Genomic DNA, 15360 nt, shown 5'->3' on the forward strand with positions numbered 1-15360 from the left:
GGATGACGCGCACCGCCCCGACGCTCGGAGCGCTCGCGCGCGCCGGCTTCGACGACCTCGACCTCACGGCGACGCAGTCCACGGAACTCGCCGAGGCGGCCGCGACCGAGCCCGAAGCCCTGGTCGACGCGCTCGGCGCTGCCGCGGACCCCGACCAGGCGCTCGCCGAGCTCCTGCGGCTCCACGAGCGGGCGCCCGACGCGGTCGGAGCGATCCTGCAGGACCCACCCGCGCTCGACCGGGCGGCGCGGCTGCTCGGCGCCTCCCGAGGGTTCGCCGAGTTCTTCCTCCGGAACCCCGGCGAACTGGCGCTGTTCCACGAGCCGCCGGTGCCGCCGCCGTCCGCCCTGGAGGCTTCGAGCGAACTCGTCGAGGCCGTGGCATCCGTCGACGCGCCGACCGCGCAGCTGGCGGATGCCGGCGCCCGCTCCTTGCGCGTCCGGTACCGCCGAGCGCTCGCCGGTGTCGCGATCTGGGACCTGACCCGCACCGACGCCGTGGATGCGCTCGACACCGTCGCATCCGGCCTGGCCGACCTCGCGGGCGGCGCGATCGAGGCGGCACTGCACCTCGCGCGCCGACTCGCCGCACGCGGCGAGGGCGAGGCGGCCGCGCCCGGCCGGTTCCCTGCGCCGGAGGTCGACGCCACGCGGCTCGCCGTCATCGGCATGGGGAAGGCCGGCGCCCGCGAGCTCAACTACGTCAGCGACGTCGACGTCATCTTCGTGGCGGAGTCCGCCGACGAGGAGGTCGTCGCCACCTCACGCGCGATCGAGATCGCGACGCGGCTCGCGATGACGATGATGCGCGCGATCGGCGAGCCCGGGATCGAACCTCCCCTCTGGGAGGTCGACCCCAACCTCCGGCCGGAGGGCAAGGACGGGGCGCTCGTCCGAACGCTCGAATCGCACCTGCAGTACTACGACCGGTGGGCGAAGAGCTGGGAGTTCCAGGCCCTCCTGAAGGCCCGTCCGCTCGCCGGCGACGCCGACCTCGGCGCGCGCTACGCGGCGGGCGTCGCGCCGAAGGTCTGGTCGAGCTCGTCGCGCGAGGGGTTCGTCGAGTCGGTCCAGCGCATGCGAGAGCGCGTCACCGACCACATCCCGTCCGACGAGGTCGACGTTCAGCTGAAGCTCGGCCCGGGCGGCCTCCGCGACATCGAGTTCACCGTGCAGCTGCTCCAGCTGGTGCACGGCGCATCCGACGACCTGATCCACCAGGCCGGCACGCTGCCCGCCCTCGCGGCGCTCGCCGAGCACGGCTACGTCGGCCGCGAGGAGGCCGCCGAGTTCTCGCGCGACTACCGGGTGCTGCGGGTGCTCGAGCACCGTCTGCAGCTCGCACGGCTCCGCCGCACGCACCTCATGCCGCGCGACGACGCCGAGCGCCGCGTCCTCGCCCGCGCCTCAGGGCTCGCGCGCACCGCCGACGAGCTCACGGCGGCCTGGCAGGCGACTCGTCGTCGCGTTCGCGGGCTGCACGAGCGCCTCTTCTACCGGCCCCTCCTCTCGGCGGTCGCCGCGCTGCCCGCCGACGGCCTCGAGCTCACGAGCGAGCAGGCCGAGGCACGGCTCGCCGCGATCGGCTTCACCGACCCCCGGGGCGCGCTCGCGCACATCGCTGCGCTGACGGCCGGGGTCTCCCGTCGGGCGACGATCCAGCGGCACCTGATGCCGGTGCTGATCTCCTGGTTCGCCGGCGGCGCCGACCCCGACTACGGCCTGCTCGCGTTCCGCCGCATCAGCGACGGGCTCGGCACCACGCACTGGTACCTTCGCCTGCTCCGGGACTCCTCGGACGCCGCGCTGCGGCTCACGCGCGTGCTCTCCGGCTCCCGCTTCGCGGGAGAGCTCCTCGAGCGGATCCCCGAGGCGGTCGCGTGGCTGGAGGACCTCGACGAGCTCCGACCCCGACAGCTGTCCTCGCTCCGCGACGAGGGCGATGCGGTGCTCGCCCGGCACGGCGAGCCGGATGCCGCGGCGAAGGTCCTGCGGGCGATGCGACGCCGTGAGGTGCTCCGGTTGGCACTGGCCGCCATCCTCGACGTCTGCACCGTCGAGGAGCTCGGCCATGGTCTGAGCGACGTCGTGGAGGCCCACCTCGAGTCGCTGCTCCGCGCCATCCGCCGCGGCGACGACGGCATCGAGTTCGCCGTCATCGGCATGGGCCGGTTCGGGGGCCGCGAACTCGGCCTGGGCTCCGATACCGACATCCTCTACGTCTACCGACCGACCACCGCCGAACCGGATGCCGCGCACACGCGTGCACTGAAGATCGTGTCCGAGCTCGTCCGCACGAGCGAGGACGCGCGACTGCCGTTCGAGCTCGACGCCGGTCTCCGGCCCGAAGGTCGCAACGGCGTCGTCGCGCGATCGCTCGACGCGTACCGGGCGTACTACGCCCGCTGGTCGCTCACCTGGGAGGCGCAGGCGCTGCTCAGGGCGCGTGGGGTCGCGGGCGACCTTGCGCTCATCGACGACTTCACCGAGCTCGCCGACAGCGTGCGGTATCCGAGCGGCATCGCCGACCAGGAGGTCCGCGAGGTCAAGCGCATCAAGGCGCGCGTCGAGAACGAGCGCCTTCCGCAGGGCGCCGATCCGACGCGCCACCTGAAGCTCGGCCGGGGATCGCTGAGCGACGTCGAGTGGTTCGTCCAGCTGATCCAGCTCGAGCACGCCGCGCGCGTCCCGGAGCTGCGGACCACGTCGACGCTCGACGCCCTCGCCGCATCCGTCGACGCGCGACTCGTCACCGCCGACGACGCGGAGACGCTCAGGGCGGCATGGATGCTCGCGTCGCGCGCCCGCTCGGCCCTCACCCTCTGGCTCGACCGGACCACCGACGTGCTTCCGGTGGAGCGCACCCAGCTGGAGGGCGTCGCCCGCATCATGGGCTACCCGCCCGGCTCAGCGACGGCGCTCGAACACGACTACCTCGCCGTCACGCGCCGCGCGCGTGCCGTGTTCGAACGCGGGTTCTACGGCGTCGAACCGCGGCGCGAGCCGACCATCGGCTGACGCACCACGGGTCGCCCCGGCGCCCGTCCCACCCCGCCCCGCGTCGACGAGCGGCGGTCGCCGGGAACGACACGAGGGCCCGTGCCGCGATCGCGGCACGGGCCCTCGGCTCTCTGGGGGGATGGGGGAGAGAGATCAGACGCCGTAGTACAGCTCGTACTCGAAGGGGTGCGGACGCTGGGCCAGCGGCTTCAGCTCCTTCTCGCGCTTGTAGTCGATCCAGGTCTCGATGAGCTCCTTGGTGAACACGCCGCCCTCGAGGAGGAAGTCGTGGTCGGCCTCGAGCGCGTCGAGCACGGCGTCGAGCGAACCCGGCACCTGCGGGATGGCCTTGGCCTCCTCGGGCGGGAGCTCGTAGAGGTCCTTGTCGACCGGCTCGTGCGGCTCGATGCGGTTCTTGATGCCGTCGAGGCCCGCCATGAGCTGCGCCGCGAACGCGAGGTACGGGTTGCCCGAGGCATCCGGCGCACGGAACTCGATGCGCTTGGCCTTGGGGTTCGTGCCCGTGATCGGGATGCGGATCGCCGCGGAACGGTTGCCCGCCGAGTACACGAGGTTGACCGGTGCCTCGAAGCCCGGGACGAGGCGGTGGTACGAGTTCACCGTCGGGTTGGTGAACGCGAGGATCGCCGGGGCGTGCTTCAGGATGCCGCCGATGTACCAGCGCGCGACGTCGGAGAGCCCGCCGTAGCCCGCCTCGTCGTAGAACAGCGGCTTTCCGTCGTTCCAGAGCGACTGGTGGGTGTGCATGCCCGAGCCGTTGTCGCCGAAGAGCGGCTTCGGCATGAACGTGGCGGTCTTGCCCCATTCGTTCGCCGTGTTCTTGACGATGTACTTGAACTTCAGGATGTCGTCGGCCGCGTGGACCATCGTGTCGAACTTGTAGTTGATCTCGCCCTGGCCGGCGGTCCCGACCTCGTGGTGCGAACGCTCGACCTCGAGGCCCGCCTCGATGAGCTTGAGCACGATGTCGTCGCGGAGGTCGGCGTGCTGGTCGACCGGCGAGACGGGGAAGTAGCCGCCCTTGTACGCGGTCTTGTTGGCGAGGTTGCCGCCCTCCTCCTCGCGGCCGGAGTTCCACGCGCCCTCGCTGGAGTCGACCGAGAAGAAGCTGGAGTTCTGCTTCACCTCGTAGCGCACGTCGTCGAAGATGTAGAACTCGGCCTCGGGGGCGAAGAACGCGGTGTCGGCGATGCCGGTCGAGGCGAGGTACTTCTCCGCCTTCTTCGCGACCTGGCGCGGGTCCTTGCCGTAGATCTCGCCGTTGCGCGGGTTGTAGATGTCGAAGACCATGATCAGCGTCCGCTCGGCGCGGAAGGGGTCGACGTAGGCCGTGGAGACATCCGGGATCAGCTGCATGTCGGACTCGTGGATCGACGCGAAGCCGCGGATCGAGGAGCCGTCGAACAGCTGGCCGACGGTGAAGAAGTCCTCGTCGACGGTGGCGGCCGGGATGTTGAAGTGCTGCTGCACGCCCGGGAGGTCGGTGAAGCGGATGTCGAGGAACTTGACGTCCGTCTCCTTGATGAACTTGAGGACTTCGGAAGAATCACTGAACATGTGACGGTGCTCCAAGGGAAGGTTGGGGGCGAGGACGCAGTCGTTCGACCGGTTGCGACGTTATCCGGGTGGGGTTTCCCTGCCGTGTCACTAATGTTTCGACCGTGTTACACGACGGCCGATCGGTAGACTCGTCCGGTGCCAGACCCCGCGAGCCCGACCGGCGACATCCCTCCCAGCACCTATCCGGGCGAGCGGCTCGGACTTCCGGAGGAGGGCGTCGGCTCCGTCGGGCGAGTCGGTCGGCGGATCGCGGCACTCCTCGTCGACTGGGCGCTCGCGAACGTCATCGCCCTGCTCGTGGGGCCGTACGCGACCAACGCGCACTCCTGGGCGACCCTGGGGATCTTCGCGCTCATGCAGGTGCTCTTCATCCCGACGATCGGCGGCAGCGTCGGGCACCGGCTCCTCGGCATGCGCGTCGTGCCGATCCGCGGGGGATGGGTCGGGTTCTGGCGACCGGTCGTCCGCACGCTGCTGCTGGTGGTCGTCGTCCCCGCGCTCGTCTGGGACTCGGACCAGCGCGGCTTCCACGACAAGGTCGCAGGCACGGTCCTGATCCGCGCCTGACGCCGAGCCGGGTCGCGCCGCGCAGCCGGGCACCACGCCCGCCGGTCGTAGGCCTCGGGTGCGCACCCGACGGAGCGCGCCCGGACACGGCTGCGGCATCCGCTCCGGTCGAGCAGATGCCGCAGGGAGCCGTCGCGGGTCAGCGCATGCGACCGCGCTGCGGGCGCACCCGCATGGGGTCGATGCCCTTCGGGATGGGCAGCGGCGCCTGGAGCGAGTTGAGGCGGTTCGTCACGGCGAGCACCTCGGGCTTCGTGAGCGAGCGCTTGGTCTTGCGAAGGGTCGCGGCCAGACGGTGCAGCTCGACCGAGCCCTCCTCGTGGCCGACCGACAGGGTCGTCACCGGGACGTTCGGGAGTACGCGCGAGACCTTGCGCTTCTCATCGTCGAGCATGCGCTGGGTTCGCGAGCGCGGACCCTCGCTGATCAACACGACGCCGCCGCGGCCGACGGCGCGGTAGACGGCATCCTGCGTCTTGCCGTTCACGGCCACGGGCATCTCGTTGCCCACCCAGTTCCCGCGCAGGCCGCTGCGGAGCACGGCGCCGACCGCGCCGGGCTGACCGTCGATCTGCGAATAGGCGGCGCGTTCGGCACGACGGCCGAGGATGACGAGGGCGATGAGGAGGCCGGCGAGGACGCCGGCGATGACCCACAGCGCGATCGTGAAGCCGTTGCCGCCGCTCAGCCAGAGCGCGAGACCGAGCCCGACGGCGACGGGTGCGAGGAAGCCGAGGAGCATGAGCCACTGGGCGCTGGAGTCGTAGCGGCGGGTCATCTGGAAGACCTGCCACATCTGCTTCATGCGGCCGGGCTCCTTCGGGGGCTTGGGAGCGGACCCGGCGTCCTTGGTGCGTGCCATGCGTCAAGGATACCGGCGGCGAGGGCGCCGTCCGGACCGCGAGTCGCGGCATCCGGACGGCCCCTCGTCACCGGCCGTTGGGCGGTGGTTCAGCCGACCGCCTGGGCGAATCCGAGCGACGCGTCGGCGAGGTGGGCGAGCTCCGACGGGAGTTCGCGGCCCTTCGCGTGCATCGACTGCGCCCACAGCCGCCCCGCACGATAGGACGATCGCACGAGGGGCCCCGCCAGGACGCCGAGGAAGCCGATCTCCTCCGCCTCGGCCTTGAGCTCGACGAACTCCTCCGGACGCACCCAGCGTGCGACCGGAAGGTGACGCGGGCTCGGTCGGAGGTACTGCGTGATCGTGATGATGTCGGTGCCCGCGTCGTGGAGATCGTGGAGGGCCTGCGAGACCTCGGCGCGCTCCTCGCCCATGCCGAGGATGAGATTCGACTTCGTGATCAGGCCCGCGTCGCGGCCCTGCGTGATCACGTCGAGCGAACGCTCGTAGCGGAACGCCGGACGGATGCGCTTGAAGATGCGCGGGACCGTCTCGACGTTGTGCGCGAAGACCTCGGGCCGCGCTGAGAACACCTCGCCGAGCAGGTCCGGCTCACCCGAGAAGTCCGGAACGAGGATCTCGACCCCGGTGCTCGGGGACTGCCCGTGGATCTGGCGGATCGTCTCGGCGTACAGCCACGCGCCCTGGTCGGGCAGATCGTCGCGTGCGACGCCCGTCACGGTCGAGTACCGCAGCTGCATCCGCACCACCGACTCGGCGACGCGCCGCGGCTCGTCGACGTCGTAGTCCGCCGGCTTTCCGGTGTCGATCTGGCAGAAGTCGCACCGCCGCGTGCACTGCGAACCGCCGATGAGGAAGGTCGCCTCGCGGTCCTCCCAGCACTCGTAGATGTTCGGGCAGCCCGCCTCCTGGCAGACCGTGTGCAGGTCCTCGCCCTTCACCAGCTGCTGGAGCTGGCGGTACTCGGGCCCCATCTTCGCGCGGGTCTTGATCCATTCGGGCTTGCGCTCGATCGGGGTCTCGGCGTTGCGGACCTCGAGGCGCAGCATCCGGCGGCCGGCGGGATCCGCGCTCATGCTGCCACCGCCGACGCGAACTCGGCGTCGAGCGCGGCGCGCACCGTGCCGGCGACGTCGGCCGGGCCGACCGTCCGTCCGAGCACGCGCGACATCGTCGTGACGCCGGCGTCGCGGATTCCGCAGGCGACGATCTTCCCGTAGGGCTCGAGGGAGTTCGAGCAGTTCAGCGCGAAGCCGTGCATGGTCACGCCCTCGGCGACGCGGATGCCGATCGCCGCGATCTTCTCCTCGACGCCGTCGCGGACGATCCAGACCCCCGAGCGCCCGTCGACGCGGGTGCCGTCGATGCCGTGCGTCCGGAGGACGTCGATCAGGACGCTCTCGAGCCGGCGGACGTACCCGACGACGTCGATGGGTTCGGCGAGGCGCAGGATCGGGTATCCGACGAGCTGGCCGGGACCGTGCCAGGTGATCTTCCCGCCCCGATCGACGTCGACGACGGGCGTACCGTCGGTCGGACGTTCGTCGGGGGCGGTCCGCTTGCCGGCGGTGTAGACCGGCTCGTGTTCGAGGAGGATGACGGTGTCCGGTCGCTGACCGGAGACCACCGCCTGATGGACGGCGCGCTGGAGGGAGAGGCCCTCGCTGTACGGCACGGAGTTGGCGCTTAGCCCCGTGTCGACGTAGTCGAGCATGGGGACCAGTCTAGGCGGGGTCCCGTCCTCCACCGTCCGACTCCGCGTGCGGCCGTCCACCGGGTGACGAGCACCCGGTGGGCAGGAGCGTCCGGTCCGCGAGCATCGCGGGCATGGCCATCCGGTTCCGCCGCCGCGCTTCCCCCGCTCCGGTCCTCGTCGACTCCGGTCCGGCGCGAGGGGAGGTGCCCGCCGCGGAGGCCGTGCTCGGCGGATACCGGCTCCTGCGCCGGCTCGCGTCGGGCGAACGTGCGGACGTGCACCTCGCGGTCGCCCGACAGGCGCCGAATCCCTCGCCCGACCTGCCCGACCCGGAGCCCGCGCTGGTGGTCCTCCGCACCTACGACCTCGCCGCCGACGACGCGGCGATCGCGGTCGAGATCGACGCGATGGAGCACGACCCGACGGGCACCCTGCCGAGGCTCGTCGACGTCGCGACCCTCCCGGACGGTCGGGCGTGCGTCGTCGTCGAGCGCCTCGGGGGCCGGTCGCTCGCGTCCGTCCTGGCCGAGGGGCCGCTGTCGGCGGGCCAGGTCGTCACCGCGGCCGCGCCACTCGTCGTCGCCGTGCGCGAACTGGCCCGCCGCGGGCTCGTGCACTCGCGCCTCGCGTCCTCCGACGTCCTCGTCGACGACACCGGTCGCCCGCGGCTCATCGGCCTCGGCGCGCTTCGCCGGACGGATGCCACGGTGCCCGCGACCGAACGGGTCGAGCGGTCGCGGGCGGCGCACGGCGCCCTGATCGCCCTGCTCGACGAGCTCGCCGGTGCCTCCGCGGCGCCGAGCCGCTTCGCCGAGGTGGTCGCCCTCACGCGCGGGATGCTGCTCGCGCGCCCGTTCGTTCCCGATCACGGGGCCGTCGAGCGTGCGCTGTTCGCCGCAGCCGAGCCGACCCCCCTCATCGGCGCATCGCGCACGACGAGGGCTGCCGGACCGGTGCCCTCCCGGGTGGCGACCGGCAATCCCGTCGGCGGAGGTGCCGGTCGGGATGCGGTCGCCCTCCCACCTCACCGGACGGCGCCACCGGCGGGTTCGCCCGGTTCGCCCGCGCCGACCGGGTCGATGTCGGCGGACGCGCCCGCGGCGATGCCGGCCGGGACGGGCGCGTACCGGCTCGCCGAGTTGGCGCAACTGCCGGGGATCGTGGACGGGCTCGCCGGAACACTCGACGCCGGCCCCGTGGCGACCCTGCGTCGCCGGTGGCGCGACTGGGCCGGCGGTCGCCGGACCGTGCTTGCGACCGGCGGCCTCGTGGGTGCGGGAGCGCTCGTGCTCCTGCTGACCGCGGTGCCGCCCGCCACGGCAGGCGTGGGCTCGGCCGATGCGCCGGGTGAGCAGGTCGCCGTCGGTGCTGCCGGCAGGGAGCCGTCGTCGGGGTCCTCGGAGGCCCCTGCTGCGCCGAGCGCGCCCGGGCCCGACGGCGAACCGAGCAGGGCGAACGGCGGAGTCGAGCCGGGCGATGAGACGGAGCGGGTGGACCCGGTCGAGGCGGCGTCCGCCCTGCTCGAGGTCAGGGCGGGCTGCCTGGCGAGCCGGGACCTCGCGTGCGTCGCGGCCTACGCGCAGCCGGGTTCGCCGATCGAGGCGCGAGACCTCGCGTCGATGGCGTCCGAGACCGCGGGGAACACCCCGCAGGCCGACCTGGCTGCGATCGCGGTCGCGGCCGACCTCGGTGACGCCGTGGTCCTCAGTGTTCCGGGAGCGGACGGACGCGAACCGGCCTCGCTCCTCATGATGCGGAGCGAGGCCGGCTGGCGTCTGCGTGAGTGGTTCGATTAGATGCCGAGGTCGCCCTCGAAGTCGCCCTCCTCGAGGCGGGCCTTGACCGCGGTGAGGAAGCGCGCCGCGTCGGCACCGTCGATGATGCGGTGGTCGTACGAGAGCGCGAGGTAGACCATCGAGCGGATCGCGATCGCGTCGGAGCCGTCCTCCGAGATCACGACCGGGCGCTTCACGACGACGCCGGTGCCGAGGATCGCGGTCTGCGGCAGGAACACGACGGGCGTGTCGAACAGCGCGCCGCGCGAACCGGTGTTGGTCAACGTGAACGTGCCGCCGGCGAGCTCGTCCGGCTTGAGCTGGTTGTTGCGCGTGCGCTCGGCCAGGTCGGCGATCTGCCCGGCGAGGCCGGCGATGTCGAGCTCGCCCGCATCGCGCACCACCGGGGTGAGCAGGCCGCGCTCGGTGTCGACCGCGATGCTCAGATTCTCGCGCTCCGGGTAGACGATGGCGTCGCCGTCGACCGTGGAGTTGATGATCGGGTAGGCGCGAAGCGCCTCGACGGCGGCGAGGGCGAAGAACGGGAGGAACGAGAGCTTCGTCCCGGTCTTCTCCTGGAACGCGCCCTTGACGCGGTCGCGCAGGCGGGCGACGCGCGTGACGTCGACCTCGACGACCGACGTGAGCTGGGCCGTCGACTGCATGGAGACGACGGCACGCTCGGCGACGACCTTGCGCAGGCGCGTCATCGGCTGCGTCGTACCGCGAAGCGGCGAGGTCTCGAGCGGCTGGCGCTCGGCCTTCGCGGCGGGCGCCTCGGCCGAGGCCGCAGGTGCGCCGGCCGACATCACGTCCTGCTTGCGGATGCGGCCACCGACGCCGGTGCCGGTGACCGACGCGAGGTCGACGCCCTGCTCGTTCGCGAGCTTGCGGACGATCGGGGTCACGTAGCCGGACGTGCCGGCGTGCGCGCCACCGCCCGACGCGGGGGGAGCGGCCTGGGCGGGCTGCTGCGCCGCGGGAGCTTCCGGTGCGGCAGCGGGCGCCGCCTGCGGCTCCGGTGCGGCCTGAGGCGCGGGTGCGGCCTGAGGCGCGGGCGCCGCCTGCGGCTCCGGTGCGGCCTGAGGCGCGGGTGCGGCCTGAGGCGCGGCCTCCTGAGCCGGCGCCGCCGGGGCAGCTTCGGCGGCTGGGGCCGGAGCCTGCGTCGCAGCCGGAGCGGGCGCCTCCTGCGCCGGGGCGGGGGCCTCCTGCGCGGGCGCTGCCTGCGGTGCCTCGGCAGCGGGGGTCTCCTGCGCCGGGGCCGGAGCTTCCTGCGCCGGAGCCGGAGCCTCCTGCGCCGGGGCGGCCTGCGGCGCCTCGGCACCCGAGCCGTCGCCGATCGTGACGAGCGCGGTGCCGACCTCGACGGTCTCGTCCTCCTGGACGAGGATCGCCTCGATGACGCCCGCGACGGGCGACGGGATCTCGGTGTCGACCTTGTCGGTCGACACCTCGAGCAGCGGCTCGTCGACCTCGACCCGATCTCCCACGTTCTTCAGCCAGCGGGTGACCGTGCCCTCGGTGACACTCTCGCCGAGTGCCGGGAGGCTGACGGATTCGCTCATTCGCTTGTCTCCTTCACAGCGTGTGACGCGTTCTAGCTTATTGCAGTCGTGTTTCGGCGCGACGGGCTCAGAGCGCGTGGAGCGGCTTGCCCGCGAGCTTGAGGAACGCCTCGCCGAGCGCTTCGTTCTGCGTCGGGTGCGCGTGGATCAACGGCGCGATGTCCTCGGGGTAGGCCTCCCAGTTCACCGCCAGCTGTGCCTCGCCGATCAGCTCGCCGACGCGGGCGCCGATCATGTGCACCCCGACCACGGGGCCGTCGTTGACGCGGACCACCTTGATCGACCCGCTCGTCTCGAGGATGTGGCTCTTGCCGTTGCCCGCGAGGTTGTACTCGTACGACGAGACCTGGTCGGCGCCGTACTTCTCGGCCGCGCGGGACTCGGTGTAGCCGATCGAGGCGACCTCGGGCTCGCAGTAGGTCACCTTCGGGATGTTGACGTCCTCGACGATGATCGGGTTCAGGCCCGCGATCTCCTCGGCCACGAAGATGCCCTGCTGGAAGCCGCGGTGGGCGAGCTGCAGGCCGGGGACGATGTCGCCGACGGCGTAGACGCCGGGCACGCTGGTCTCGAGGCGCTCGTTCGTGATCACGAAGCCGCGGTCGATCGTGACGCCCGCCTCCTCGTAGCCGAGGTTCTGCGTGACCGGGCCGCGACCGACGGCGACCAGCAGCAGCTCGGCCTCGACCGTGTCGCCGTTCTCGAGCGTGATGACGACGCCGTCGTCGTGCTGCGTGACGCCCTGGAAGCGGACGCCGAGCTTGTAGTCGATGCCGCGCTTGCGGAAGGCGCGCTCGAGCTGCTTCGAGATCGACTCCTCCTCGTTCGGCACGAGATGGGGGAGCGCCTCGATGATCGTCACGTCGGAGCCGAAGGAGCGCCAGACGCTCGCGAACTCGACGCCGATCACGCCGCCGCCGAGGATCGCGACCTTCTTCGGGACGAAGTCGAGCTCGAGCGCCTGCTCGCTCGTGATGACCCGGCCGCCGAGCTCGAGTCCGGGCAGCGTGCGCGAGTACGAGCCGGTGGCCAGCACCACGTTCTTGCCGACGAGGCGCTGCTCGCCGACCACGACGGTGTTCGCCCCGTCGAGTCGGCCCTCACCCTCGACGACGGTGATGCCGCGTGCCTTGATGAGACCCTGCAGGCCCTTGAACTTGCTCGAGACGATGCCCTCGCGGTAGCGGGTCACCGCGGCGACGTCGATGCCCTCGAACGTCGAGCGCACGCCGAACTTCGCCGACTCCTTCGAGCTGTCCGCGACCTCGGCCGCGTGCAGCAACGCCTTCGTCGGGATGCATCCGCGGTGCAGGCACGTCCCGCCGAGCTTGTCCTTCTCGACGAGGGCCACGCTGAGGCCGAGCTGGACGGCGCGCAGCGCCGCTGCGTACCCTCCACTGCCGCCTCCGAGGATGACGAGGTCAAAGTTCTGCTCGGACAAACGGATCTCCCTTGCGCATCGGATCTGCGGCGCGAGTCACCCGGTTTCGTGGCCGGGGAACGTCTGGGGCGAGGATCGCCCCAGACGACCTTACTACTTGGCGGAGGCGCGCTCGCCCAGCGCGATGAGGGTCCGGACGGCGGCCCCCGTGCCGCCTGCGCCGGTGAATCCCCAAGGCCCCGCGGTGTTGTACGACGGCCCCGCGATGTCGAGGTGCGCCCACGGAATGCGCGGTGCGTCCTCGCCCTCGCGGCGGCCGACGAACTGCTGCAGGAAGACCCCGGCGAGGAGCATCCCGGGCACCACGGTGCCGAGCTTCGTGTTCGCGAGGTCGGCGACGTCGGACTTCAGCAGGGGCAGGAGGTCCTCGGGCAGCGGCATCGGCCAGGTCGGTTCGCCGGCGGCGTCGGCGGCGGCGCGCACGCGCTCGACGAGGTCGCCGTCGCCCATGAGCCCGGTGATCCGGTTCCCGAGCGCGACGACCTGGGCCCCGGTGAGCGTCGCGACGTCGATGATCGCGTCGGGCTGCTCCTCGCTCGCCGCGGCGAGCGCGTCGGCCATGACGAGGCGTCCCTCCGCGTCGGTGTTCAGCACCTCGACGGTGGTGCCGCCCTTCATGCGGATGACGTCGTTCGGTCGGGCCGCGGTCCCCGAGGGCATGTTCTCGGCGAGGCAGAGCCATCCGGTCACCCGCACGGGGGCCCCGAGCTCGGCGAGCGCGACGATGGCGGAGAGCACCGCGGCCGCGCCGGCCATGTCGGACTTCATGCCGACCATCGACGCACCGGGCTTCAGCGACAGCCCGCCGGAATCGAAGGTGATGCCCTTCCCGACCAGGGCGAGGTGAGCGGATGCCTCGGCCGGCGTGTAGTCGAGGCGGACGAGCCGGGGCGGTCGCGACGAGCCGCCGCCGACGGCGAGGATGCCGTTGAACCCGCCGTCGGCGAGCGCCGCCTCGTCGTAGACGCGCACCTCGACGCCCGCCGCACGAGCGGCCTCGGACGCGAGGTCGGCGAGGACCGCGGGAGGCAGGTCGTTCGGAGCGGTGTTGACGAGGTCCTTGGTCCGGGCGACGGCCGACGCGACGGCGCGGACGCGGTCGACCCCGACGGTTTCCGCGTCGTGGGCGGTGTGCAGGTCGAGCCGATCGGGCCCGGTGGGGCCGTCGCGGTACTCGATGAAGGTGTAGGCGCCGAGCGCGGCGCCCTCGACGAATGCCGCGGCGAGCTCCGCGTCGAGCCCGTGGGCCGCGAGCGCCACCGCGGACGTGGACGCGAGCGCGCGCAACGCGGCGCCGCCGGCGAGGCGCAGCGAGGCGGCATCCGTCACCTCGCCGACGCCCGTCGCGACGACGAGGCCGTCGCGGTCCGGGGCCATGAGCTTCGTCACCTCGTCGAGCCCGCCCTTCGCGCCGAGTCGCTCGAGGGCCGCGGCGACCCACTCGAACCCGTCCTCGACGAGCGGCACGGGCCCATCGCCCGTGCGCCTGACGGGCACGACGACGGCTTCGGCGTCGGTCGGTGCTGCGGGTGAGGTCGCGAGTTCGATCGTGGGAACGGACATGCGTCCGATCGTAGGTGTTCGCCCCGTCCCCGGCCGCATCTGCCTGTTCGCTCTGGGCATGACCGCCGGCGCGCTCGCGCGGCCGGGCCCGGCTCGCCCGTCGGTACCCTTGAGGTATGCGCGACCCCCGCTCCCTGTACGAGCTCAATGCCGACGTCGAGGTGCCCCTCGGACTCCCGCTCGTCGCCGGTCTCACCGGGTTCGCCGACGCGGGATCGGCGGTCGCACAGACCACCGAGTACCTCCTGTCCACGCTCGACACGCAGGTCGTGGCGACGTTCGACGCCGACGAGCTGCTCGACTACCGGGCGCGGCGGCCCCTCATCCTGTTCGAGGGCGACCACCTCACCGATTACCGCCCGCCCCGGCTCTCGCTGGACCTGGCCCGTGACGAGATCGGGCAGCCGTTCCTGCTCCTCACCGGCTTCGAGCCCGACTTCCAGTGGGAGCGGTTCGGTGCGGCCGTGCTCGGACTCATCGAGCGGTTCGAGGTCGGCTCGACCACGTGGATCAACTCGATCCCGATGCCGGTGCCGCACACGCGTCCGATCGGCGTGACCGTGAGCGGCAATCGCGAGGACCTCATCGAGGCCATGTCGATCTGGCGCCCCACGACTCAGGTGCCCGCGAACGCGCTGCACCTCGTCGAATACCGGCTCCAGGCGCTCGGTCATCCGACGACGGGGTTCGTGCTGCTCGTGCCGCACTACCTCTCCGACGCCGAGTTCCCGTCGGCGGCGGTGGCGGCGCTCGAGTCGGTGAGCGCCTCGACCGGGCGGATCTTCCCGACCGACGCGCTCCGGGAGCAGGGGCGCGAGTTCACCGCGCGCATCGACGAGCAGGTGGCCGAGAACGGGGAGCTCGCGAAGCTCGTCCGCACCCTCGAGGAACGTCACGACGACTACATGGAGGGGACCACGCTGCGCTCGCCGCTCACCGACGAGGACGGCGAGCTGCCCTCGGCCGACGAGATCGGTGCGGAACTCGAGAAGTTCCTCGCCAGGCGACGCAATCGCGACGCCGACGAGCACTGAGCGCACGCCCGTCGCGGGAATTCCGGCGCCATCGGCGGCGTTGCACCCCGTGGAGGTCGGATCGCGTCCCGGAACCCGCGTCGTTGCGGACGGTCGACGCGCTGCGGCCTGTATAATGGGGGGAAGGACCCGTTCTGGTCCGCCGTGCGACTGCCGTCGCCAACGCCGCGGACTTGACATGGGTCCTCATCGTGTCCGAAATCACCGGGTCGCGACGCAGTCACGCATCTCCGCAGGCCCGCCCAGGGGCAGTGCGGTGCGACGGTGAGGAAGA

Annotated in this window: 11 protein-coding genes; 4 read left to right on the forward strand and 7 right to left on the reverse strand. The window is 72.1% G+C overall.

The features are described 5' to 3' along the window. The first annotated feature begins 2 nt into the window (after positions 1 to 2). The gene (locus ACULK2_RS09035; RefSeq protein ID WP_445969483.1) at positions 3 to 3017 is read left to right on the forward strand and encodes a bifunctional [glutamine synthetase] adenylyltransferase/[glutamine synthetase]-adenylyl-L-tyrosine phosphorylase; all 3015 of its coding nucleotides are present in this window, start codon (positions 3 to 5) and stop codon (positions 3015 to 3017) included. A gap of 135 nt (positions 3018 to 3152) precedes the next feature. Here the strand turns inward: ACULK2_RS09035 and glnA are convergent, their stop codons facing one another. Then, complete coding sequence (glnA, locus tag ACULK2_RS09040; protein WP_445969482.1) at positions 3153 to 4577, reverse strand: type I glutamate--ammonia ligase; 1425 nt, start codon at positions 4575 to 4577, stop codon at positions 3153 to 3155. A 138-nt stretch (positions 4578 to 4715) separates the two neighbouring features. Here glnA and ACULK2_RS09045 point away from each other — a divergent pair, with 138 nt between their 5' ends. Then, on the forward strand, positions 4716 to 5147 hold the full coding sequence (locus ACULK2_RS09045; protein ID WP_445969481.1) for an RDD family protein: 432 nt from the start codon (positions 4716 to 4718) through the stop codon (positions 5145 to 5147). Positions 5148 to 5286: 139 nt separating this feature from the next. On the opposite strand, the gene ACULK2_RS09050 is transcribed toward ACULK2_RS09045, so the two are convergent. From ACULK2_RS09050 to lipB, 3 genes are all read right to left on the reverse strand, one after another. Beyond that, positions 5287 to 6009 (reverse strand): DUF4191 domain-containing protein, encoded by a 723-nt coding sequence (locus ACULK2_RS09050; RefSeq protein ID WP_445969480.1) that lies wholly within the window; start codon positions 6007 to 6009, stop codon positions 5287 to 5289. 89 nt (positions 6010 to 6098) lie between these two features. Next, positions 6099 to 7088, reverse strand: coding sequence for a lipoyl synthase (lipA, locus tag ACULK2_RS09055; RefSeq protein WP_445969479.1), 990 nt, complete (start codon positions 7086 to 7088; stop codon positions 6099 to 6101). Further along, the gene (lipB, locus tag ACULK2_RS09060) at positions 7085 to 7726 is read right to left on the reverse strand and encodes a lipoyl(octanoyl) transferase LipB (protein ID WP_445969478.1); all 642 of its coding nucleotides are present in this window, start codon (positions 7724 to 7726) and stop codon (positions 7085 to 7087) included. The genes lipA and lipB overlap by 4 nt, the downstream gene beginning before the upstream one ends. Before the next feature lie 113 nt (positions 7727 to 7839). Between lipB and ACULK2_RS09065 the strand changes: the two genes are divergently transcribed. Beyond that, positions 7840 to 9504: a serine/threonine-protein kinase gene (locus ACULK2_RS09065; RefSeq protein ID WP_445969477.1), complete on the forward strand. Its 1665-nt coding sequence runs from the start codon at positions 7840 to 7842 to the stop codon at positions 9502 to 9504. On the opposite strand, the gene sucB is transcribed toward ACULK2_RS09065, so the two are convergent. From sucB to ACULK2_RS09080, 3 genes are all read right to left on the reverse strand, one after another. After that, positions 9501 to 11048: a 2-oxoglutarate dehydrogenase, E2 component, dihydrolipoamide succinyltransferase gene (sucB, locus tag ACULK2_RS09070; protein ID WP_501044910.1), complete on the reverse strand. Its 1548-nt coding sequence runs from the start codon at positions 11046 to 11048 to the stop codon at positions 9501 to 9503. The two genes, ACULK2_RS09065 and sucB, sit on opposite strands and share 4 nt — an antisense overlap. Before the next feature lie 67 nt (positions 11049 to 11115). Then, positions 11116 to 12489, reverse strand: coding sequence for a dihydrolipoyl dehydrogenase (gene lpdA, locus ACULK2_RS09075; protein WP_445969475.1), 1374 nt, complete (start codon positions 12487 to 12489; stop codon positions 11116 to 11118). 93 nt (positions 12490 to 12582) lie between these two features. Then, positions 12583 to 14052 carry a leucyl aminopeptidase gene (locus ACULK2_RS09080; RefSeq protein WP_445969474.1) on the reverse strand — a complete coding sequence of 490 codons (1470 nt, stop codon included), beginning with the start codon at positions 14050 to 14052 and terminating at the stop codon, positions 12583 to 12585. 116 nt (positions 14053 to 14168) lie between these two features. On the opposite strand from ACULK2_RS09080, the gene ACULK2_RS09085 reads away from it, so the two are divergent. Continuing rightward, on the forward strand, positions 14169 to 15086 hold the full coding sequence (locus ACULK2_RS09085) for a proteasome assembly chaperone family protein (protein WP_445969473.1): 918 nt from the start codon (positions 14169 to 14171) through the stop codon (positions 15084 to 15086). Positions 15087 to 15360: the final 274 nt, after the last annotated feature.

This window comes from Agromyces molybdatiresistens (genome assembly GCF_052748445.2).